Below are 18,578 nucleotides of genomic sequence, written 5' to 3' on the forward strand. Positions count from 1 at the left end.
CTGACCCCGGATCCGATCGTGCTGGGGTCAGAGCCCTTTCCGTTGGAAAGGGATCCGACCCCGGGTCGGGCGGGGCATTACCCCGCCTTTCGCCGCAACGGGGTGACGTTGCTCTTCTTCTTCGTGGCCTTCGCTGCCGGTGCATCGGCATGCGCGGCGAAGAAGTCGCGCACCTTGGGATACACCACTTCGCGCCAGCGACGGCCGCTGAAGATGCCGTAGTGGCCGGCGCCTTCGACGATGAAATGCTCGCGCTGGTCAGCCGCGATACCGGTGCACAGCGCCTGCGCGGCTTCGGTCTGGCCGAGGCCGGCGATGTCGTCCAGCTCGCCTTCGATGCTCAGTAGCGCGGTATCGCGGATCGCCGACGGATCGACCTTCTCGCCGTTGACCACCCACTCGCCGCGCGGCAGCAGGAAGTCCTGGAACACCACGCGGATGGTATCGAGGTAGTACTTGGCCGGCATGTCCAGCACCGCGTTGTACTCGTCGTAGAAGCGACGGTGCGCGTCGGCGTCTTCCAGGTCGCCCTTGACCAGGTCGGTGTAGAAATCCCAGTGCGAGCTGAAGTGGCGGCTCGGGTTCATCGACAGGAACCCGGCGTGCTGCAGGAAGCCTGGGTACACGCGGCGGCCGACGCCGGGATAGCTGGCCGGCACGGTGTGGATGACGTTGTTCTCGAACCATGACAGCGGGTTCTGCGTAGCCAGGTTGTTCACTGCGGTCGGGCTGCAGCGTGCATCGATCGGGCCACCCATCATCACCAGCGTGCGCGGCGTCGGTTCGCCACGGCTGGCCATCAGCGAAACCGCAGCCAGTACCGGCACGGTCGGCTGGCACACGCTCACCACATGCAGGCGCTCCACACCAAGGTGGCGGATGAACTCCTGGATGTAGGCGATGTAATCGTCCAGGCCGAATTCGCCTTCGCTGGACGGCACCATGCGCGCGTCGACCCAGTCGGTGACGTACACGCGGTGGTCGCGCAGCAGGGTGCGCACGGTATCGCGCAGCAGCGTGGCGTGGTGGCCGGACAGCGGTGCCACCACCAGCACGAACGGCTGGTTGAGCATGGTGTGCAGCTGGTCGGCTTCATTGCTGTGGCGCTTGAAGCGCAGCAGCTTGCAGAACGGCTTGCTCACTTCCTCGTGCACGACGATCGGCACGCGTTCGCCATCGACGTCGATTTCGTTGATGCCCCACTCGGGCTTCTCGTAATCCTTGCCGATGCGATGGAACAGCTCGTTGACCGCGGCCAGGCGATCGGCACCCGGCATCTGCGACCACCAGTGGCCCGGGTTGGCGAAGAACTTGGCGTTGGCCTGGGCCTGGTGCACCCAGGGGGCGAGCAGGTTGCGGGTCAGTTCGTGCAGTTGATAGAGCATGACGACCGAATATGTATGGTCATATGTTGCCGCGCAGCATATCCCATCCAGGCGTCCCGCAGGTTAAGTCGGCTGAAAATAATGAATCCGGATTCACATCCGTTCCAGCGCTGCGGCCTCGCCGGCCAGGGACGGGCCCAGCCACAGGTGCGAACCGACCGACTGCAGGCCCTGCCGGGTCAATTCACGCCGGTACCAGCGGGCCGGGCGGGCCTGGAAACCCTCGTGGTCGCCCTCGAACGCATCCTCGGCGGCGAAGGTCTCCAGGAAGGCCATGCCGCCGGTCAGCTCCGCCACGCCGGCCAGTCCGGCACGCAGCTCGCGATCGGGCACGTAGTGCATCACGTCCGAACACACCAGCAGGTCGACCGGGGCACAGGGCCGCAGCCAGGCGAAATCGCCAAAGCGGGCCAGGTGCAGGTTGCGGGTCCTGCCGTAGCGGCGCACAGCGTACTCGCTGCTGTCGAAGCCCAGGTATTCGACCTTCGGACGCAGCTTCAGCAGCGGCGCGCGCCAGGCGCCTTCACCGCAGCCGATATCCAGCACGCTGCGGATCGGTCGCTCCAGGTAGTACTCGGCACTGGCCACGGCCAACGCGACCTTGCGCGCCAGGCGGGCGCTGCCGCCGATGTCGGCACGGCGGTACCAGCGTTGGAAGTAGGCGGCGTCGTAGGTCTTGTCCATGGGGCGGTGCGCGGTCGGGGAAAACGGCGCCTATCGTACGGTGTTGCGGCGCGCCATGCGTCGATGTGTCGCGGCGCGCGTGCCTGCGGCCACCTCGCCATGGCGTGCGAGAATGGCCGCCAACCTACGCCAGCCGCCGGAGCAAGCGCATGCAGAGCTACTACTGGGTCAAGACCTTCCACATCGTGTTCGTGGTGGCGTGGATGGCCACGGTGTTCTACCTGCCGCGCATCCTGGTGAACCTGGCCGAGACTGCAGGCCAGCCGGCGGTGACCGAGCGCCTGCAGCTGATGGGCCTGCGCCTGTACCGCTTCGGCCACTCGATGTTCGGCCTGGCATTCCTGCTCGGGCTGGTGCTGTGGCTGGGCTACAAGGTCATCCCGGATTTCCCGACCATGGTCGCCGCGGACGGTGCCGGGTGGTTGCACGCCAAGCTGGGCCTGGTGGTGGTGCTTCTGGCCTACTTCATCTGGATCGGTCGCCTGCTGAAGGGCGTGGCCAAGGGCAGGGCGCTGCCGTCGTCGCGCGCGCTGCGCTGGATCAACGAGATCCCGCTGCTGGCGTTCATCCCGATCGTGTGGCTGGTGTTGGCCAAGCCGTTCTGAGATCCCGCGCGCTCGAACATGTCACTTTCTTGCTCGTGCAAGAAAGTAACCAAAGAACACGCCGCCGAACGCGAGCCGGTGCTGAGCACCGGTTCCCTGCGCTTCTCGGTGAATCAGGGGACGGCGCCGAACTCGCTGCGCTCAGACACCGGCGCCTCTTCGCCCCTGATTCCCCTGCGATGCTCGGCTCACTCATGGCGGACCCGAACGTCAACGGCCGCAGCTGCACCCAGTAGATTCATGCCATGCGTAGATGCTGTGCGAGGTGCAGACAAAAAAAGCCGGGCATCTGCCCGGCTCTTTTTTGTCCGACGTCAGGTAGCGATCAGGCCGCTTCGTACGTGCCGTAGCTGCGCAGGCGGGCATAGCGCTGTTCCAGCAGCTGTTCGGTGGACAGCTTGTCCAGCGCGTCCAGTTCGTTCAGCAGCACGGCCTTCAGGCGCTTGGCCATCTGCGTCGGGTTGCGGTGGGCGCCACCGGTGGGCTCGCGCACGACCTTGTCGACCAGGCCCAGGCTCTTCAGGCGTGGCGCGGTCAGGCCCAGCTGCTCGGCGGCATCCTTGGCCTTGCCGGCGTCCTTCCACAGGATCGAGGCGCAGCCTTCCGGGGTGATGGTCGAGTACACCGCGTACTCCAGCATCACGGTGCGGTCGCCCACGCCCAGCGCCAGCGCGCCACCGGAGCCGCCTTCACCGATCACGGTGCAGATGATCGGCACCTTCAGTTCGGCCATCTCGATCAGGTTGCGCGCGATCGCTTCGGACTGGCCGCGCGATTCGGCATCGATGCCCGGCCAGGCGCCGGCGGTGTCGATCAGGGTCAGCACCGGCAGGCCGAAGCGTTCGGCCATCTTCATCAGGCGCAGCGCCTTGCGGTAGCCCTCCGGCTTGGGCATGCCGAAATTGCGCTTGATCTTTTCCTTGGTGTCACGGCCCTTCTGGTGGCCGATCACCATCACCGCGCGGCCATTGATGCGGGCCAGGCCGCCCATGATGGCCTTGTCGTCGGCGAAGGCACGGTCACCGGCCAGCTCCTGGAACTCATCGCAGATGATACGGATGTAGTCGGCGGTGTACGGGCGCGACGGGTGACGGGCCAGCTGCAGCACCTGCCACGAAGTCAGGTTGCGGAAGATCTGCGCGGTGCGCATGCGCAGCTTGTCCTGCAGCGCGTGCACTTCCGCCTCGACATTGACCGCCGGCCCGGCACTGGCGTTGCGCAGTTCCTGGATCTTGGCTTCCAGGTCGGCGATGGGTTGCTCGAAGTCGAGGTAGTTCGGATTCATCGGAAGCCGTCGTGTAAAGAAGAGGGGAATTCTAGCCGAATGCGTGCAAACCACCCGTACGCCTTCGTCTGGAAGGCGACGGTAGCGCAGCCGGGCGGGGGGCGCCAGTCAGCTCAGGGCACCACCAGGGCACTGCGGCCCATCAGCTGGCTGCGCTGGGAAACGAAGTCGTTGTAGGCCTCGTTGGCCTCACGGCCCAGCCCGCTGCCCAGGGTGGCGGTGGCCGAGGTGAAGGCCATCTGCGCGGCGAAGTCCTGCTTGCGCAGGGCCTTCTGTTCATCGGCGGTGGTGGCCTTCAGCCAGCGCGCATACACCTCGCGCAGCGGCGCGGCATGCGCCTCGAAGGCCGGCACCAGCGCCGGCAGGCTGGCCGGGGCCGGTTCCAGGCTGAACACCGGGGCCACGTAGCCGGCCGGCTGCTCGCGCTTGAAGGCGCCGGGCTCGCCCATGCCTTCTTCCACGTAGGCGATGAAATCCGGCGCGGTGAACACCTTGGCCACGATCTGGCCGCCGCTGGAATCGACGTGGGCGACCACCTTTTCCTTCGGGAACGGTTCGCGCACGCCGTAGGTCCAGGTCTTGTCGATGAACAATGCGTGGCTCTTCTCGAACGGACCCTCGAAGTCGACGCCGCCCAGCTCGATGCCGGCCTTGCCGGTGCCGAAGTTCTTCAGCTTGCTCTCGTCGGTGACATAGATCTCGCGGGCGATCACGTACTCGCTCAGGGTCGGGTTGATCAGGCCACCACGACCGTCGACGTAGACGATGAAGCGCACATCACCGAGCTTGTCGGTGTGCAGGCGATGCTCGCCCACGGCCAGCGAGATCGGGCGCGAGCCCTGCGCGGCGACCGGCAGGTCCTGGCCATCGATGCTCAGTGCCAGCGGCGTGTCGGTCGGGTTGTCGATCTGGAACTCGACCTTCGAGGGCGAACAGGCGGCCAGGGCCAGCGCGGCAGCGAACGGGAACAGCAGGGTCTTCATCGGCAATCGTCCTTGATACATGGAACGGGAAAGCAGGGGTTTCGGCAAAACCAGGGAGCAGGCCTTAGCTGGCCCATGGCGGGCTGTAGCGCACCTTCAGCGTGCGCACGGCCGGGTCGGCACGCAGCGCCTCCATCAGCTTGGAATCGATGCGCACCGCGCTCTGCCCGGACACATCAAGCATGCCGGCGACGCCACCATGCGGGCCCTTCAGCAGCAGGTCCAGGCGCAGCGGCGTTCGCCCCGGGCGATGGCGGTCGAGCAGGGCATCGATGCGTTCCCAGACCGGGCGCTGCTGGCGCAGGTCCAGGCGCAGCGACAGCCGCGTGGCGTAGTTGGCGCAGACTTCGTCGAAATCCCAGCACTGGCGGATGCGCAGCGCGAAGCCGCCGTTGAACTCGTCCTCGCGCAGGCCGCCCTTGACCACCAGGATGCGGTCCTTGGTCATCAGGTGGCCGAACTCGGCCATCGCGTCGGAGAACGCGCTGCACTCGACGCGGCCGCGGCCGTCTTCGAGCTGGATGAAGATCTGGCTCTCACCCTTGCGGCGCACGCCGACCACCTGGCCGGCCAGCACGGTCTGCACTTCCGGGCGCCAGCGCTTCTCGCCGCCACCACCGCCACCACTGTTGGCGCTCCAGATCTTCTCCACCGAACCCAGATCGTTGCCGACCAGGTCGCGCACGTCGTCGCGCCAGGGATCGAACGGGTGGCCGCTGAGGTAGAAGCCCAGCGTGTCGCGCTCGCCGTTCAGGCGCTGCAGCAGCGGCCATTCCTCGGCTTCGGGCAGGTCCAGCTGGATCGAGGCCGCGCTCGGGTCAGGGCCGCCGAACAGCGAGTTCTGGCCGGAGGCGCGCTCACGCGCCATCTGGTCGGTGGCCTTGATCACCTCCGGCAGCTGCAGCATCAGCGAGGCGCGGTTGCGCCCGAGTTCGTCCAGTGCGCCGCAGTTGATCATCGCTTCCAGCGTGCGGCGGTTGAGCTTGGCCGAACCGACGCGGGTGCAGAAGTCGAGCAGGTCCTTGTACTCGCCGCCCCTCAGGCGCTCGTCCACCACCGCTTCGCAGGCACCCTGGCCGACGCCCTTGATCGCGCCCAGGCCGTACTGGATGGTGTCAGGCGTCACCGCCTCGAACATGAAGGCCGACTGGTTCACCTTCGGCGGCAGCACGGTCAGGCCCAGATTGCGCACCTCGTCGAGGAAGCCGACCACCTTGTCGGTGTTGTCCAGGTCCGAGGACAGCGTGGCTGCCATGAACTCGGCCGGATAGTGGCGCTTCAGCCAGGCGGTCTGGTAGCTGACCAGTGCGTATGCAGCGGCGTGCGACTTGTTGAAACCGTAGCCGGCGAACTTCTCCATCAGGTCGAAGATGGCATCGGCCTTGGCCTCGTCCACGCCGTCCTTGGCTGCGCCTTCGCGGAAGATCTCGCGGTGCTTGGCCATTTCGGCAGGCACCTTCTTGCCCATCGCGCGGCGCAGCAGGTCGGCGCCGCCCAGCGAGTAGCCGCCGACGATCTGCGCCATCTGCATCACCTGCTCCTGGTACACCATGATGCCGTAGGTGTCCTTCAGGATGGCTTCGGTGCGCGGATCGGGATAGATGATTTCTTCCTGGCCGTGCTTACGCGCGTTGAACGAAGGAATCAGGTCCATCGGGCCGGGGCGGTACAGCGACACCAGCGCGATCAGGTCTTCGAAACGATCGGGGCGCGCGTCCTTCAGCAGGCGGCGCATGCCCGAGGATTCGAACTGGAACACCGCGCCGGTGTTGCCGTTGGCGAAGATGTCCTTGTAGGTGGGCGTGTCGTCCAGCGGGATTGCGGCGATGTCCACCGGCGGGATGCCGGCGCGCTCGTGGCGCTTGTTGATCGCCTTCACCGCCCAGTCGATGATGGTCAGCGTGCGCAGGCCCAGGAAGTCGAACTTCACCAGGCCCACTTCTTCCACGTCGTTCTTGTCGAACTGGGTGACCGGGTTCTTGCCGAGGCCGTTCTCGTCGTGTTCGGCGTACAGCGGGCAGAACTCGCTCAGCGGCTCGGGACCGATCACCACGCCACCGGCATGCTTGCCGGCGTTGCGGGTCAGGTCTTCCAGCTGCAGCGCCAGATCGATCAGGTCGCGGACATCGTCCTCGGTCTCGTAGCGCTGGATCAGTTCGGCCGAGGCCATTTCCGAGCTCGGGCCTTCCTTGCCCTTGCCCAGCGCATCCTTCAGGTGGATGCCCAGGATGTTCGGGATCAGCTTGGAGACGCCGTCGACCAGGCCGTACGGGAAACCGAGCACGCGGCCGGAGTCGCGCACCACCGCCTTGGCCGCCATGGTGCCGTAGGTGATGATCTGGCTGACGCGCTCGCGCCCGTACTTGCGCGCGACGTAGTCGATCACTTCGTCGCGGCGGTCCATGCAGAAGTCGATGTCGAAGTCGGGCATCGACACGCGTTCCGGATTCAGGAAGCGCTCGAACAGCAGGTTGTACGGCAGCGGGTCCAGATCGGTGATCTTCAGCGCCCACGCCACCAGCGAACCGGCACCCGAACCACGGCCGGGGCCGATCGGAATGCCCTGGTTCTTGCCCCACTGGATGAAGTCGGCCACGATCAGGAAGTAGCCTGGGAAGCCCATCTTGATGATGGTGTTGAGCTCGAATTCCAGGCGCTCGAAGTACTCCTCACGGGTCTTGCCCGGCGCCAGCGGATTCTTCTGCAGGCGCTCTTCCAGGCCGTCGCGCGACATCTTCTGGATCCAGGTGTCCAGGGTCTCATCGTCCGGCACCGGGTAGTTGGGCAGGAAGTAGGTGCCCAGCCGCATCTCGATGTTGCAGCGCTCGGCCAGCGCCAGCGTGTTGTCGATTGCATCGGGAATGTCGGCGAACAGCGCGCACATCTCCTCGGCCGACTTCAGGTACTGCTGGTCGCTGTATTCGCGCGGGCGCTTGGGGTCGTCCAGCACGCGGCCGGTGGAAATGCAGACACGCGCTTCGTGCGCGCTGAAATCCGACGGTGACAGGAAGCGCACGTCATTGCTGGCCACCACCGGCAGGCCACGCTGGCCGGCGGCCATCAGCGCGAACTGGTTGAAGGTTTCCTCGCCCTCGCGGCCGGTGCGGGTCAGCTCCAGGTGCAGGCCATCGCCGAACACGCGCTGCCAGTCGGCCAGCTGCTGCTCGGCCAGCTCATGCTTGCCGTCCAGCGCCAGGCGCCCGGCCAGGCTCTGCCGGCCGGCCAGCGCGAACAGGTTGGCGTTGCCGGCTTTCAGCCAGTCCGGGTGCACTGCCACGCCGCCCTCCGGGCGATGGCCTTCCATCCAGGCGCGGGTCAGCAGCCGCGACAGGCTCAGGTAGCCCTCGCGATCGCGGCACAGCAGGGTCATCCGCCACGGATCCTGGCCTTCCTCGGCGATCAGCACGTCAGCGCCGGCGATCGGCTTGATGCCCACGCCTTCGGCGGCCTTGTAGAACTTGACCAGGGCGAACAGGTTGTTGAGGTCGGTCACCGCCAGCGCGGGCAGGCCGAGTTCGACCGAGCGCGACAGCAGGTTGGCCTGCTTGGCCTTCTTCGGGTCCGCCTGGTCGGGCTTGGCCGGCACGCGGATGGTCGAGTCCGCCAGCGAGAACTCGGTGTGGACGTGGAGATGTACGAAGCGGGAGTTGGACATGCCGGACCAGGTTGGAGCGCGCGGGCCCCGGGTGCTGACGGAAGATCGTCGCCGGGGTCGGGATGCGCTGGAGTGCCCGGTCAGGGTAGCGAGGGCAGGGGGAGGCGACAAGCTCTTGACGGCACGCGATATCGCATTCGCGCTATCGCTTCCCACGGTTCGCAGGCGAACCGCGGGCCCTGTCTCAGCACGCTTCCACGCCCCCGCGCCCTTGGCGCGTCCCCTGACTCAGGGGGACTGTTCCCCCGCTGGGTTGCGGCAGCCGTTCAGGCGATTCAGGCCACCGCGATGGCAGGGGCCGCTGCCTGCGCCGCTTCCAGGCATTCACGCACCGGGGCGAAGCTGCGCCGGTGTTCCACGCAGGGGCCATGTTCGCGCAGTGCGGCCAGGTGGGCGGGGGTGCCGTAGCCCTTGTGCTGCTCGAAGCCGTACTGCGGATGGCGGGAGTGGATATCCAGCATGTAGCGGTCGCGCGAGACCTTGGCCAGGATCGAGGCGGCCATGATCGCCCGGTCGATGCCGTCGCCGCCGACCAGGGCCTGTGCCGGCAGCACCAGACCCTTGGGCACCACGTTGCCATCGATGCGGGCGAAACCGGCCACGTGCGCGACCGCTGCAACAACGTCACGCATGCCCTGCAGGGTGGCCTGGTAGATGTTCAGGCGATCGATCGTGTCCACGTCCACCAGCACCACATGCCAGGCCAGGGCGCGCTCGATGATGCGGTCATGCAACTGCTCGCGGCGGGCCGCCGTCAGCTGCTTGGAGTCATCCAGGCCGTTGATGCGTGGCCGGGACGGGTCGAACACCACTGCCGCGACCGCTACCGGCCCGGCCAGTGGGCCACGCCCGGCCTCGTCGACACCGGCAACCAGGCGTTCCGGCTCGACTACTGCCGTGCCGTCGAACAGGGCCAGGCTGGCCGCTGCGGCGTGGCGGCGGTTCATGCCTGCGCCTGGTCGCGCATCAGCAGCTCGCCAACGGCATCGGCGGCACGCGCCGAGGCGTTTCGGCGCAGGCGCTCGTGTAGGCGCACGTACGTGTCCTGCAGGTCGATCACCCGCTGCGGATGGTCGAACCATTGCTGGATGGCCGCCGCCAGCCTGTCCGGCGTGCAGTCGTGCTGCATCAGCTCCGGCGCCAGGTCCTGGCCGGCCAGGATGTTGGGCAGGGCAAAGCGGTCGACCTTGATCAGGCCAAGCGCCTTGACCAGTCGGTAGGTCAGTTCATTGACGCGGTAACCGACCACCATCGGCCGCTTCACCAGCATGGCTTCCAGGGTCGCAGTGCCGGAGGCCAGCACCACCACGTCGGCGGCGATCATCGCGTTGCGCGCCTGGCCATCAAGCACATGCGAGTAGGCCACCGGCAACGCGGAGCGCGACAGCTGTTCTTCGATCAGCTGCCTGCACGCCGGGTTGGCGGCAGGCACCACCACATGCAGGCCCGGAATGCGTTCGGAAACCTGCCAGGCGGCTTCGAAGAAGGGTTCGCCCAGGCGCGAGATCTCGCCCAGGCGGCTGCCCGGCAACACCGCCAGCACCTTGGCCGAGGCCGGCAGCCCGAGCGCGGCGCGTGCGTCCTCGCGGTTGCCCTGCAGCGGAATGTCATCGGCCATCGGGTGGCCGACGAAGCGCGCGTCGATGCCGTGCCTGGCATAGATCGGCGGTTCCATCGGGAACAGGCACAGCACCAGGTCGGCGCTGCTGCCGATTTTCTCGGCGCGCTTCTCGCGCCAGGCCCAGACCGAAGGGCTGACGTAATGTACGGTGCGCACGCCACGCTGCTTCAGCCAGCGCTCGATGCCTAGGTTGAAGTCGGGCGCATCGATGCCGATGAACACGTCTGGTTGCCATTCCAGGGCGCGCTGGCGGAACGCCGAGCGCAGCTTGAGCAGCCGCGGCAGGTGGCGCAGCACTTCGGTCAGGCCCATCACCGCCAGCTCGCTGGCATCGTGCCAGGTCTGGCAGCCGGCGCTGCGCATGGCATCGCCACCGATGCCGGCGAATTCGGCATTCGGGAAGCGTGCCTTCAGTTCACGCACCAGGCCCGCACCGAGCAGGTCTCCGGAGGCCTCGCCGGCCACCAGTGCGATCCGCAACGGGCGCTCGCTGAGCACCCGCTGCGCGGGAACGCTGCCGACCATCGAGGCCAGCGGGATCACCGCGGCGCCGGCCGGCGCCTGGCCGGTCGTGCTGCTCATCGCAGCAAAGGCCTCTCGGCGTGCTCGATGAAGTCCAGCATGGCCTTCACGTCATCGCTGTCACGCGCCTGTTCGGTCAGCTGCACCTTGGCTTCGGCCAGCGGCAGGCCCGCCACGTACAGCGTGCGGTAGGCACGCTTGATGGCGGAAATGCGCTCGGCGTCGAAGCCGCGGCGCTTCAGGCCTTCGCTGTTGATGCCACGCGGGCGGCCCAGCGAGTCGGTGCCGACCATGGTGAACGGAGGCACGTCGCCGTTGGTCAGCGCGCCCATGCCGAGGAAGGCATGCGCGCCGATGCGGCAGAACTGGTGGGCACCGGCGAAGCCGCTGATGATCACGTAATCGCCCACGGTCACGTGGCCGGCCAGGGTGGTGTTGTTGGAGAACACGCAGAAGTTGCCGACATGGCAGTCATGCGCCACGTGCGTGTAGGCCAGCATCCAGTTGTCGTCGCCGATGGTGGTGATGCCGCCGCCGCCGCCGGTGCCGCGGTTCAGGGTGACGAATTCACGGAACACGTTGCGGTCGCCGATCACCAGTTCGGTGCGCTCCCCTGCATACTTCTTGTCCTGCGGTTCGCCACCGACCGCGGCGTGGCCGATGAAGCGGTTGTCGCGGCCGATCTTCGTCGGGCCGTGGATGCTGCAATGAGGGCCGACCACCGTGCCAGCACCGATTTCCACATCGGCCCCGATCAGGGTGAACGCGCCCACCTGGACGTCATCGGCCAGGCGCGCGTCCGGATCGATGACGGCGGTGGGGTGGATCCGCGGTGCGTTGTCAGTCATTCCTGCCTCCAGTGGATCAGCCCTTGGCGCCGGCACACATGACTTCGGCCGAGGCAACGACTTCGCCGTTGACCTTGGCTTCGCCGTAGTACCAGCCCATGTTGCGGATCAGGCGCTTCATCTGCACATCCAGCATCAACACGTCGCCGGGAACGACCTGCTTGTTGAAGCGGGCGTTTTCCACCTTGACCATGTAGAACAGCTTGGACTGCGAGTCGCGGCCGAGCGTGAGCTGGGTCATCACGCCACCGGCCTGCGCCAGCGCTTCGATGATCAGCACGCCAGGCATGATCGGGCGGCCCGGGAAGTGGCCCTGGAAGAAGGGCTCGTTGATGCTGACGTTCTTCTGCGCAAGGATGCGCTTGGCCTCGACGTCGAGTTCAAGCACCCGGTCCACCAGCAGGAACGGGTAGCGGTGCGGGAGCAGTTCCTGGATCTGGCAGACGTCGATCGGAAGCTGCAGCGAATCGTTCATTCTTTCTCCTTGCCAGCAGCCAGGACGCGGCGAGCCAGTGCGTCCAGCTGCTTGAAGCGCGCGGCGTTCTTGCGCCACGTGCGGTTGTCGGTCAACGGGGTACCGGACGAGTACTCGCCCGGCTCATGGATGGAGTTGCGGACCACCGACTTGCCGGTGATCACGACCTTGTCGCAGATTTCAAGGTGGCCGACCACGCCGACGTGGCCGCCGAGCAGGCAGTAGCGGCCGATCCTGGCACTGCCGGCGATGCCGGTACACCCGGCGATGGCCGAGTGCGCGCCGATCTGCACGTTGTGCGCGATCTGCACCAGGTTGTCCAGGCGCACGTCTTCGTCCAGCACGGTGTCTTCCAGCGCACCGCGGTCGACGCAGGTGTTGGCGCCGATCTCGCAGTCATCGCCGATGCGCACGCCGCCGAGCTGCGGCACCTTGATCCACTTGCCAGCGTCCATGGCCAGGCCGAAGCCATCGGCGCCGAGTACGGCACCGGGATGCACGCGGACGCGCTTGCCGAGCTTGACCCGGGTGACCAGGGTGACCCGCGCGATCAGCTCGCAGCCGCTGCCCAGGCTGCAGTCTTCGCCGATCACGCTGCCGGTGCCGATGATGCAGTTCTCGCCGACCACGCTGCGTGCGCCGATGGAGACGAACGGACCGATATGGGCGCTGGCGGCGACCTGTGCGCTGGGATCGATGACGGCGCTGGGGTGGATGCCCGGCGGCCGCGTCGGCGCGATGTCGAACAGCGCGGCGATCTTGGCGAAGGTGGTGTACGGATCCTTGGCCACGAGCGCGGCGCCGGGGGCGGCCTCGGCGTCGTCGGCACGCAGCACCACCAGCGAGGCCTGGCTGTCGGCCAGCTGGGCGCGGTAGCGCGGGTTGGCGAGGAAGGTCAGCTGGCCTGGGCCGGCATGGGCGAGGGTGGCCACGCCATGGATGGCGGTGGCGGGGTCGCCATGGACCTGCAGGCCGAACTGCTCGGCGAGTTGCTGGGCGGTGTAGGTGGGAGTATTCACGGCGGGAGTTTAACGTGTGACGGCATTGCGGTCATGCGGGGTCAAAAGCGGCGCCTGCCTGATGTCCCGGGGTGATGGCGCAGGGGGCAGCCCAGGACACGCCGTAAACCCATCCCTGGGGGCTCGATGGCGCCATCCATGGCGCCAACGGTCCTGGTCAGCCCCCTGCGCCATCACCAGATGATTTCACGCGAGCGCGGGAAGTAACGGCTGGCGGCGAGCAAGCAAAACGAAAACGCCGGGCAATGCCCGGCGCTTCGCACCCCGTCTGGTGGAGAGCCCCCCTTTGTTAAGGGGGGCGCGCCGCTGGGAATCGCAGGAGCGATTCCCAACGTTGCCATGCAACGGCCCGAAGGGCGCATGCCATGGATGGCATGCGTAACGGCGCGGGGGATAGGTGAAATGCGGGGGCAATTCACCGGAGGTGGATCAGTTCTGAGGAACAGAGTTCCTCAGAACTGGCCACCGAACGTGAATTGCAGGCGTTCGATCTTGTCATCGTCTTCCTTCTTCAGCGGGAAGGCGTAGCTGATCGAGATCGGGCCGACCGGGGCGCGCCACAGTAGCGCCACACCGGTGGATACGCGCAGTTCGTTGGCCTTGAAGTTGTCCACGCCGGTATACACGTTGCCGAAGTCGACGAAGGCCGACACACGCGCCGACGGGCTGTCGAACAGGCGCGGGAAGTAGGCTTCCACCGAACCGACGGTCTTCAGCGAACCGCCCAGCGGCTGGCCTTCCGGATAACCGCGGGTGACTTCGCGCGGGCCGAGGGTGTTGTCCTCGAAGCCGCGCACCGAGTTGGTGCCACCGGCGTAGAAGTTCTCGAAGAACGGCAGGCCGCTGGCGGTGACGGTGCGGGTGGTGCCATCCGGATTGGTCAGCGTACGGGTGTAGTCCTTGCCGTAGGCATCGCCGTAGCCGATTTCCGCGCGGGTGTTGATCACCAGCGACGGCATGATCGGCCAGTACTTGCTGATCTGGTAGTTCAGCTTGTAGTACTCGATGGTCGAACCCGGCAGCGTGGTTTCCAGGCCCACGCGCTGGTAGGTGCCGCGGGTCGGCATGAAGTAGTCGTTGCGCGAGTCGCGGGCCCAGCCCAGCTCGGTACGCCAGGCATGGAAGGTGCGCTGACCGACCGCATTGATGTAGTCGATGATCGACTGCGGGGTCGAGCCTTCGTAAGTGGTGATCTGGTTGCTGTCGATGCCGAACATCAGCGAGACGGTATCGGTCTCGGTCAGCGGCACGCCGAACACCACCTGCGCCGAACCATTGGTGCTGTTGTACTGCGCGGTGTTGAAGTCGGAGTAGTCCAGTTCGCGCCAGGACAGGTTGTAGCCCAGCGACACGCCGTCATCGGTGAAGTACGGGTTGGTGTAGCTGAAGCCGTAGCGCTGCAGGTAGCTGCTGCGCGAGGCTTCGACCGACACACGGTTGCCGCCGCCGAGGAAGTTGTTCTGCGACAGCTGCACCGAGGTGGTCATGCCGTAGGACTGCGAATAGCCCAGGCCGAACACGAAGCTGCCCGAGGTGGTTTCCTTGACGTTGTAGACGACGTCGACCTGGTCGTTGCTGCCGCTGACCGCCGGGGTCTCCACTTCCACCGATTCGAAGTAGCCCAGGCGCTGCAGGCGGATCTTGGAGCGGTCGATCGCGGCCTGCGAGTACCAGCTGTTCTCGAACTGGCGCAGCTCGCGGCGCATCACTTCGTCGGAAGTACGGGTATTGCCGCGGAACAGGATGCGACGCACCGATACGCGCGGGCCGGGCACGACCTGCATGTTGATGGCGACGGTCTGCTCGGCGCGGTTGGTGGTCGGGATCGGGTTCACCTTGGCGAACGCGTAGCCGATGTTGGACAGCGAATTGGTGATGGTGTCCGAACTGAATTCCAGCAGGGCACGCGAGAACGTGTCGCCGGACTTCTGGATCACCATGCGCTCGACGTCCTCCTGCGGGAGGATGGTGTCGCCGCTGACCTTGATCTCGGAAATCTTGTACTGCGCACCCTCGGTCACGCCCGCGGTCAGGAACATGTCGCGCTTGTCGGGGCTGATCGATACCTGGGTGGAATCGATGCTGAAATCGACGTAGCCGCGGTCCAGGTACCAGGAGTTGAGCTTTTCCAGGTCGCCGGACAGCTTTTCCTTGGAGTACTGGTCGTCACGGCGGTACCACGAGGCCCAGTTGTGCTCCTTGGACTCCCAGGTCTCCAGGATGTCCTTGCTCTCGAACTTCTCGGTGCCGACCAGGTTGACGTGGCGGATCTTGGCCGCCTTGCCTTCCTTGATGGCGATGGCGATGTCCACGCGGTTGCGGTCCAGCGGGCTCACCGTCGGAGTGATGTCGACGTTGTACTTGCCGCGGTCGTTGTACTGGCGGCGCAGTTCCTGGGTCACGCGGTCCAGGCTCAGGCGATCGAAGGTGCCGCCCTCGGTCAGGCCGATGTCGGACAGGCCCTTGAGCAGCTGGTCGGACTTGATGTCCTTGTTGCCGGTCACGGTCAGCTTGTTGATCGCCGGGCGTTCCTTGACGGTCACCACCAGGATGGTGCCCTGGCGGTCCAGCTGCACGTCTTCGAAGAAGCCGGTCTTGTACAGGGCGCGGATCGTCTCGCCGACCTTGTTGTCGGTTACCGTCTCGCCACGTTCCACCGGCAGGTAGGTGAACACCGTGCCCGAGCTGATGCGCTGCAGGCCATCGACGCGGATGTCGCTGACAGTGAAGGGCTCGGCTGCCTGGGCCAGGGCGGGAGCGCCGGTGACGGCGGCGAGGGCGAGGGCCAGCAGGCGGCGATTGGGGAGTCGCGTCATGTCACGTCCGGTAGGAAGGTCGATTTCATTGGTGCGGGATGCCGACGCTGTAGACGGCAACAACGTGGAAAAGTTCATCGCGGGACCAGGCCGAGGATGTCGTTGTAGAACGCCAACCCCATCAGCCCGGCCAGCAACGCCAGGCCGATGTATTGGCCGGCGGCGATGGCACGCTCGCTCAGCGGGCTGCCCTTGACCAACTCGATAAGGTAATACAGCAGGTGGCCGCCGTCCAAGATCGGGATCGGCAGCAGGTTGATGATGCACAGGCTGAGCGACAGCAGGGCAAGGAACTGCAGGAACCAGTCGAGGCCGCGCTTGGCCGAGACATTGGCCACGCGGGCGATGGTGACCGGCCCGGAAACGTTCTGCAGCGAGGCCTTGCCGGTGATGATGCGGCCCATCATGCCCAGCGAGTCGGCCGCCAGGCGCCCGGTCTCGCGCACCGCGACGGTCACTGCATCCAGCGGCCCGTAGCGCAGCAGGGTGTCGTAGGCGGGGCTGTAGGTGGTGGGGAAGCCGACGCCGATCTGCCAGACCGGGTTGCCCTTGCCGTCCTTGCCCTGGCGCGGGGTGACTTCCAGCGCCAGGCGCTCTCCGCCTCGCATGACCTCGATCATGCCCGGGCCACCGGCGCGGCCCAGCGCCTGGATCTCGCCGATCACCTGGTCGACGCTGTCGATGCGCTGGCCATCGATGGCCACGATCAGGTCGCCCGGCTGCAGTTGCCCGGCCACCACGGAGTCTGCGGTGAGCGAGTCGACCCGCGCCGGTTGCAGCCACGACTGCCAGTACAGGCCGGCCAGGATCGGCACCCGCCGTTCATCGAAACCGGCCGGCAGCTGTGACAGCGGCAGGGTGCGCACGCGCACCTGGTCGGCCGGATCCAGTACTTCCAGCTTCACGTCACGGCGGTCCATGGCAGCGGCGGTCAGCGCCATGCTGGCCTCACCGAGGGTGGCCACCGCGCGCTCGTCCACGCGCAGCACGCGGTCGCCGCTGGCCAGGCCGGCGCTGGCGGCGATGCCGCTGGCGCTGCCGATGGTAGGCGAGTAATCCTGCTTGCCGATCACGAACATCGCCCACAGCAGCAGGATGCACAGGAGCAGGTTGGCGATCGGGCCGGCGGCGACGATGGCGATGCGCTGCCAGACGGTCTTGTGGTTGAAGGCCTGGCCGCGCTCGTGCGGGTGGACTTCGACCTCGCGTTCGTCGAGGAACTTCACGTAGCCACCCAGCGGGATGGCGGCAATGGCGAACTCGGTACCGTGCCTGTCGCGGCGCGACCACAGCGGCCGGCCGAAGCCGACCGAGAAACGCAGGATCTTGACCCCGCACAGGCGCCCGACCCAGTAATGCCCGAACTCGTGGAACGTGACCAGCAGCCCGAGGCTGACAATCATCCACCAGACCGATCCGATGAAGTCAGTCATGCAGGCTCACAGTGGCGGGCAGGGGCGGCGTCGTCATGCTGGGCGAGGCGGTCGTTCAGGCGGCGTCGATGGCGTTCAGGGTCAGCTGGCGTGCCCGCTGGTCGGCGGACAACAGGACTTCCAGTGTATCGGCTGCTTGCGTCGGCAGTGTTGAAAGAGCGTTAGCAACCAGCTCCGGGATTGTCAGGAAACCGATCCGGCCCTGAAGAAACGCTGAAACCGCCTCCTCGTTGGCGGCGTTCAGCACTGCCGGCGCGGTGCCGCCGGCCTGCATCGCCTGCCAGGCCAGGGCCAGGCAGGGGAAGGCGTCGGTGTCGGGGGCCTCGAAATCCAGGCGGCCCTGGGCCAGCAGGTCCAGCCCGGCCACGCCCGATTCGATGCGCTGCGGCCAGCCCAGGCCAACGGCCAGGGTGGTGCGCATGTCCGGCAGGCCCATCTGTGCCAGGGTCGAACCATCGACGAACTCGACCAGCGAATGCACCAGGCTCTGCGGGTGCACCAGCACTTCGATGCGGTCACCGGGCACGGCGAACAGGTGGTGGGCCTCGATCACTTCCAGGCCCTTGTTCATCAACGTCGCCGAATCGACCGAGATCTTCGGTCCCATCGACCACTTCGGGTGGGCAACGGCCTGCGCCGGGGTCACCTGGGCCAGCTCAGCGCGGCTGCGGCCACGGAACGGGCCGCCGGAGGCGGTCAGCAGGATCCGGCGCACCCCGGCGCCATCGACGCTGGCGTCGCGCGAGCGCAGGCACTGGAAGATGGCGCTGTGTTCGCTGTCGATCGGGATGATTTCGGCCCCGGCACGTTCGGCGGTGCGGGTCAGCAGTTCGCCGGCCAGCACCAGCGATTCCTTGTTGGCCAGCAGGATGCGCTTGCCGGCGGCAGCCGCGGCCAGGGTCGAGGACAGGCCGGCCGCGCCGACGATGGCCGCGACCACGGTATCGCAGGCGTCGCTGGCGGCCAGCTGGTCCAGCGCGGCCTGGCCGGCATGGGCCTCGGTGGCCAGGCCGGCCTCGCGCAGGCCGTCGCGCAGTTCGGCGAACAGCGATGCGTCGGCGATCACCGCGTGCGCCGGCTTGTGCTGGCGGCACAACGCCAGCAGCGCCTGCACCTGGCGCCCGGCGGCGAGCACGGTGGCCTGGTAGCGCTGCGGGTGGCGGGCGATCACGTCCAGCGTGGAGGCACCGATCGAGCCGGTAGCGCCGAATACGGCGACCCGACGCAGGTCTGCAGCAGCATTCATG

14 protein-coding genes are annotated in these 18,578 nt (G+C 66.8%); 1 reads left to right on the forward strand and 13 read right to left on the reverse strand.

Going from position 1 to position 18,578, the window contains the following annotated elements:
• Positions 1-77: 77 nt before the first annotated feature.
• Entirely contained in the window at positions 78-1,385 is a 1,308-nt protein-coding gene (locus tag B9Y82_RS04760; RefSeq protein ID WP_100471743.1) for a polyhydroxyalkanoate depolymerase, read from the reverse strand.
• A 93-nt stretch (positions 1,386-1,478) separates the two neighbouring features.
• Positions 1,479-2,069, reverse strand: coding sequence for a class I SAM-dependent DNA methyltransferase (locus B9Y82_RS04765; RefSeq protein WP_100471744.1), 591 nt, complete (start codon positions 2,067-2,069; stop codon positions 1,479-1,481).
• A gap of 149 nt (positions 2,070-2,218) precedes the next feature.
• On the opposite strand from B9Y82_RS04765, the gene B9Y82_RS04770 reads away from it, so the two are divergent.
• Positions 2,219-2,674, forward strand: a complete 456-nt coding sequence (locus B9Y82_RS04770; protein ID WP_100471745.1) for a CopD family protein — start codon at positions 2,219-2,221, stop codon at positions 2,672-2,674.
• A 325-nt stretch (positions 2,675-2,999) separates the two neighbouring features.
• On the opposite strand, the gene B9Y82_RS04775 is transcribed toward B9Y82_RS04770, so the two are convergent.
• The 11 genes from B9Y82_RS04775 to B9Y82_RS04825 form a co-directional block, all read right to left on the reverse strand.
• Positions 3,000-3,959 carry an acetyl-CoA carboxylase carboxyltransferase subunit alpha gene (locus B9Y82_RS04775; RefSeq protein ID WP_043034849.1) on the reverse strand — a complete coding sequence of 320 codons (960 nt, stop codon included), beginning with the start codon at positions 3,957-3,959 and terminating at the stop codon, positions 3,000-3,002.
• A gap of 113 nt (positions 3,960-4,072) precedes the next feature.
• Positions 4,073-4,942, reverse strand: coding sequence for a hypothetical protein (locus B9Y82_RS04780; protein ID WP_100471746.1), 870 nt, complete (start codon positions 4,940-4,942; stop codon positions 4,073-4,075).
• Between the two features lie 64 nt (positions 4,943-5,006).
• Positions 5,007-8,597 (reverse strand): DNA polymerase III subunit alpha, encoded by a 3,591-nt coding sequence (gene dnaE / locus B9Y82_RS04785; protein WP_100471747.1) that lies wholly within the window; start codon positions 8,595-8,597, stop codon positions 5,007-5,009.
• Between the two features lie 275 nt (positions 8,598-8,872).
• Entirely contained in the window at positions 8,873-9,544 is a 672-nt protein-coding gene (locus B9Y82_RS04790; RefSeq protein ID WP_100471748.1) for a ribonuclease HII, read from the reverse strand.
• Positions 9,541-10,743 carry a lipid-A-disaccharide synthase gene (gene lpxB / locus B9Y82_RS04795; RefSeq protein WP_236494455.1) on the reverse strand — a complete coding sequence of 401 codons (1,203 nt, stop codon included), beginning with the start codon at positions 10,741-10,743 and terminating at the stop codon, positions 9,541-9,543. Before lpxB ends, B9Y82_RS04790 begins: the two co-directional genes overlap by 4 nt.
• 53 nt (positions 10,744-10,796) lie before the next feature.
• Positions 10,797-11,588, reverse strand: coding sequence for an acyl-ACP--UDP-N-acetylglucosamine O-acyltransferase (gene lpxA / locus B9Y82_RS04800; protein WP_100471750.1), 792 nt, complete (start codon positions 11,586-11,588; stop codon positions 10,797-10,799).
• A 16-nt stretch (positions 11,589-11,604) separates the two neighbouring features.
• The gene (gene fabZ / locus B9Y82_RS04805; protein WP_100471751.1) at positions 11,605-12,063 is read right to left on the reverse strand and encodes a 3-hydroxyacyl-ACP dehydratase FabZ; all 459 of its coding nucleotides are present in this window, start codon (positions 12,061-12,063) and stop codon (positions 11,605-11,607) included.
• Positions 12,060-13,082 (reverse strand): UDP-3-O-(3-hydroxymyristoyl)glucosamine N-acyltransferase, encoded by a 1,023-nt coding sequence (lpxD, locus tag B9Y82_RS04810; RefSeq protein ID WP_100471752.1) that lies wholly within the window; start codon positions 13,080-13,082, stop codon positions 12,060-12,062. Before lpxD ends, fabZ begins: the two co-directional genes overlap by 4 nt.
• A 452-nt stretch (positions 13,083-13,534) precedes the next feature.
• On the reverse strand, positions 13,535-15,898 hold the full coding sequence (gene bamA / locus B9Y82_RS04815; RefSeq protein ID WP_100471753.1) for an outer membrane protein assembly factor BamA: 2,364 nt from the start codon (positions 15,896-15,898) through the stop codon (positions 13,535-13,537).
• A 74-nt stretch (positions 15,899-15,972) separates the two neighbouring features.
• The gene (gene rseP, locus B9Y82_RS04820) at positions 15,973-17,331 is read right to left on the reverse strand and encodes an RIP metalloprotease RseP (RefSeq protein ID WP_100471754.1); all 1,359 of its coding nucleotides are present in this window, start codon (positions 17,329-17,331) and stop codon (positions 15,973-15,975) included.
• A 55-nt stretch (positions 17,332-17,386) separates the two neighbouring features.
• Positions 17,387-18,577, reverse strand: coding sequence for a 1-deoxy-D-xylulose-5-phosphate reductoisomerase (locus tag B9Y82_RS04825; protein ID WP_100471755.1), 1,191 nt, complete (start codon positions 18,575-18,577; stop codon positions 17,387-17,389).
• Position 18,578: the final 1 nt, after the last annotated feature.

Origin of the sequence: Stenotrophomonas maltophilia (assembly GCF_002799155.1) — a bacterium.
Classification (GTDB): domain Bacteria; phylum Pseudomonadota; class Gammaproteobacteria; order Xanthomonadales; family Xanthomonadaceae; genus Stenotrophomonas; species Stenotrophomonas maltophilia_R.

Coding starts and splice junctions, on each gene's coding strand:
- lpxA (WP_100471750.1), bottom strand. CDS start 11,588: ATGACTGACAACGCACCGCGGATCCACCCCACCGCCGTCATCGATCCG.
- B9Y82_RS04790 (WP_100471748.1), bottom strand. CDS start 9,544: ATGAACCGCCGCCACGCCGCAGCGGCCAGCCTGGCCCTGTTCGACGGC.
- bamA (WP_100471753.1), bottom strand. CDS start 15,898: ATGACGCGACTCCCCAATCGCCGCCTGCTGGCCCTCGCCCTCGCCGCC.
- lpxB (WP_236494455.1), bottom strand. CDS start 10,743: ATGGTCGGCAGCGTTCCCGCGCAGCGGGTGCTCAGCGAGCGCCCGTTG.
- B9Y82_RS04760 (WP_100471743.1), bottom strand. CDS start 1,385: ATGCTCTATCAACTGCACGAACTGACCCGCAACCTGCTCGCCCCCTGG.
- rseP (WP_100471754.1), bottom strand. CDS start 17,331: ATGACTGACTTCATCGGATCGGTCTGGTGGATGATTGTCAGCCTCGGG.
- B9Y82_RS04780 (WP_100471746.1), bottom strand. CDS start 4,942: ATGAAGACCCTGCTGTTCCCGTTCGCTGCCGCGCTGGCCCTGGCCGCC.
- fabZ (WP_100471751.1), bottom strand. CDS start 12,063: ATGAACGATTCGCTGCAGCTTCCGATCGACGTCTGCCAGATCCAGGAA.
- B9Y82_RS04825 (WP_100471755.1), bottom strand. CDS start 18,577: ATGAATGCTGCTGCAGACCTGCGTCGGGTCGCCGTATTCGGCGCTACC.
- dnaE (WP_100471747.1), bottom strand. CDS start 8,597: ATGTCCAACTCCCGCTTCGTACATCTCCACGTCCACACCGAGTTCTCG.
- B9Y82_RS04770 (WP_100471745.1), top strand. CDS start 2,219: ATGCAGAGCTACTACTGGGTCAAGACCTTCCACATCGTGTTCGTGGTG.
- B9Y82_RS04765 (WP_100471744.1), bottom strand. CDS start 2,069: ATGGACAAGACCTACGACGCCGCCTACTTCCAACGCTGGTACCGCCGT.
- B9Y82_RS04775 (WP_043034849.1), bottom strand. CDS start 3,959: ATGAATCCGAACTACCTCGACTTCGAGCAACCCATCGCCGACCTGGAA.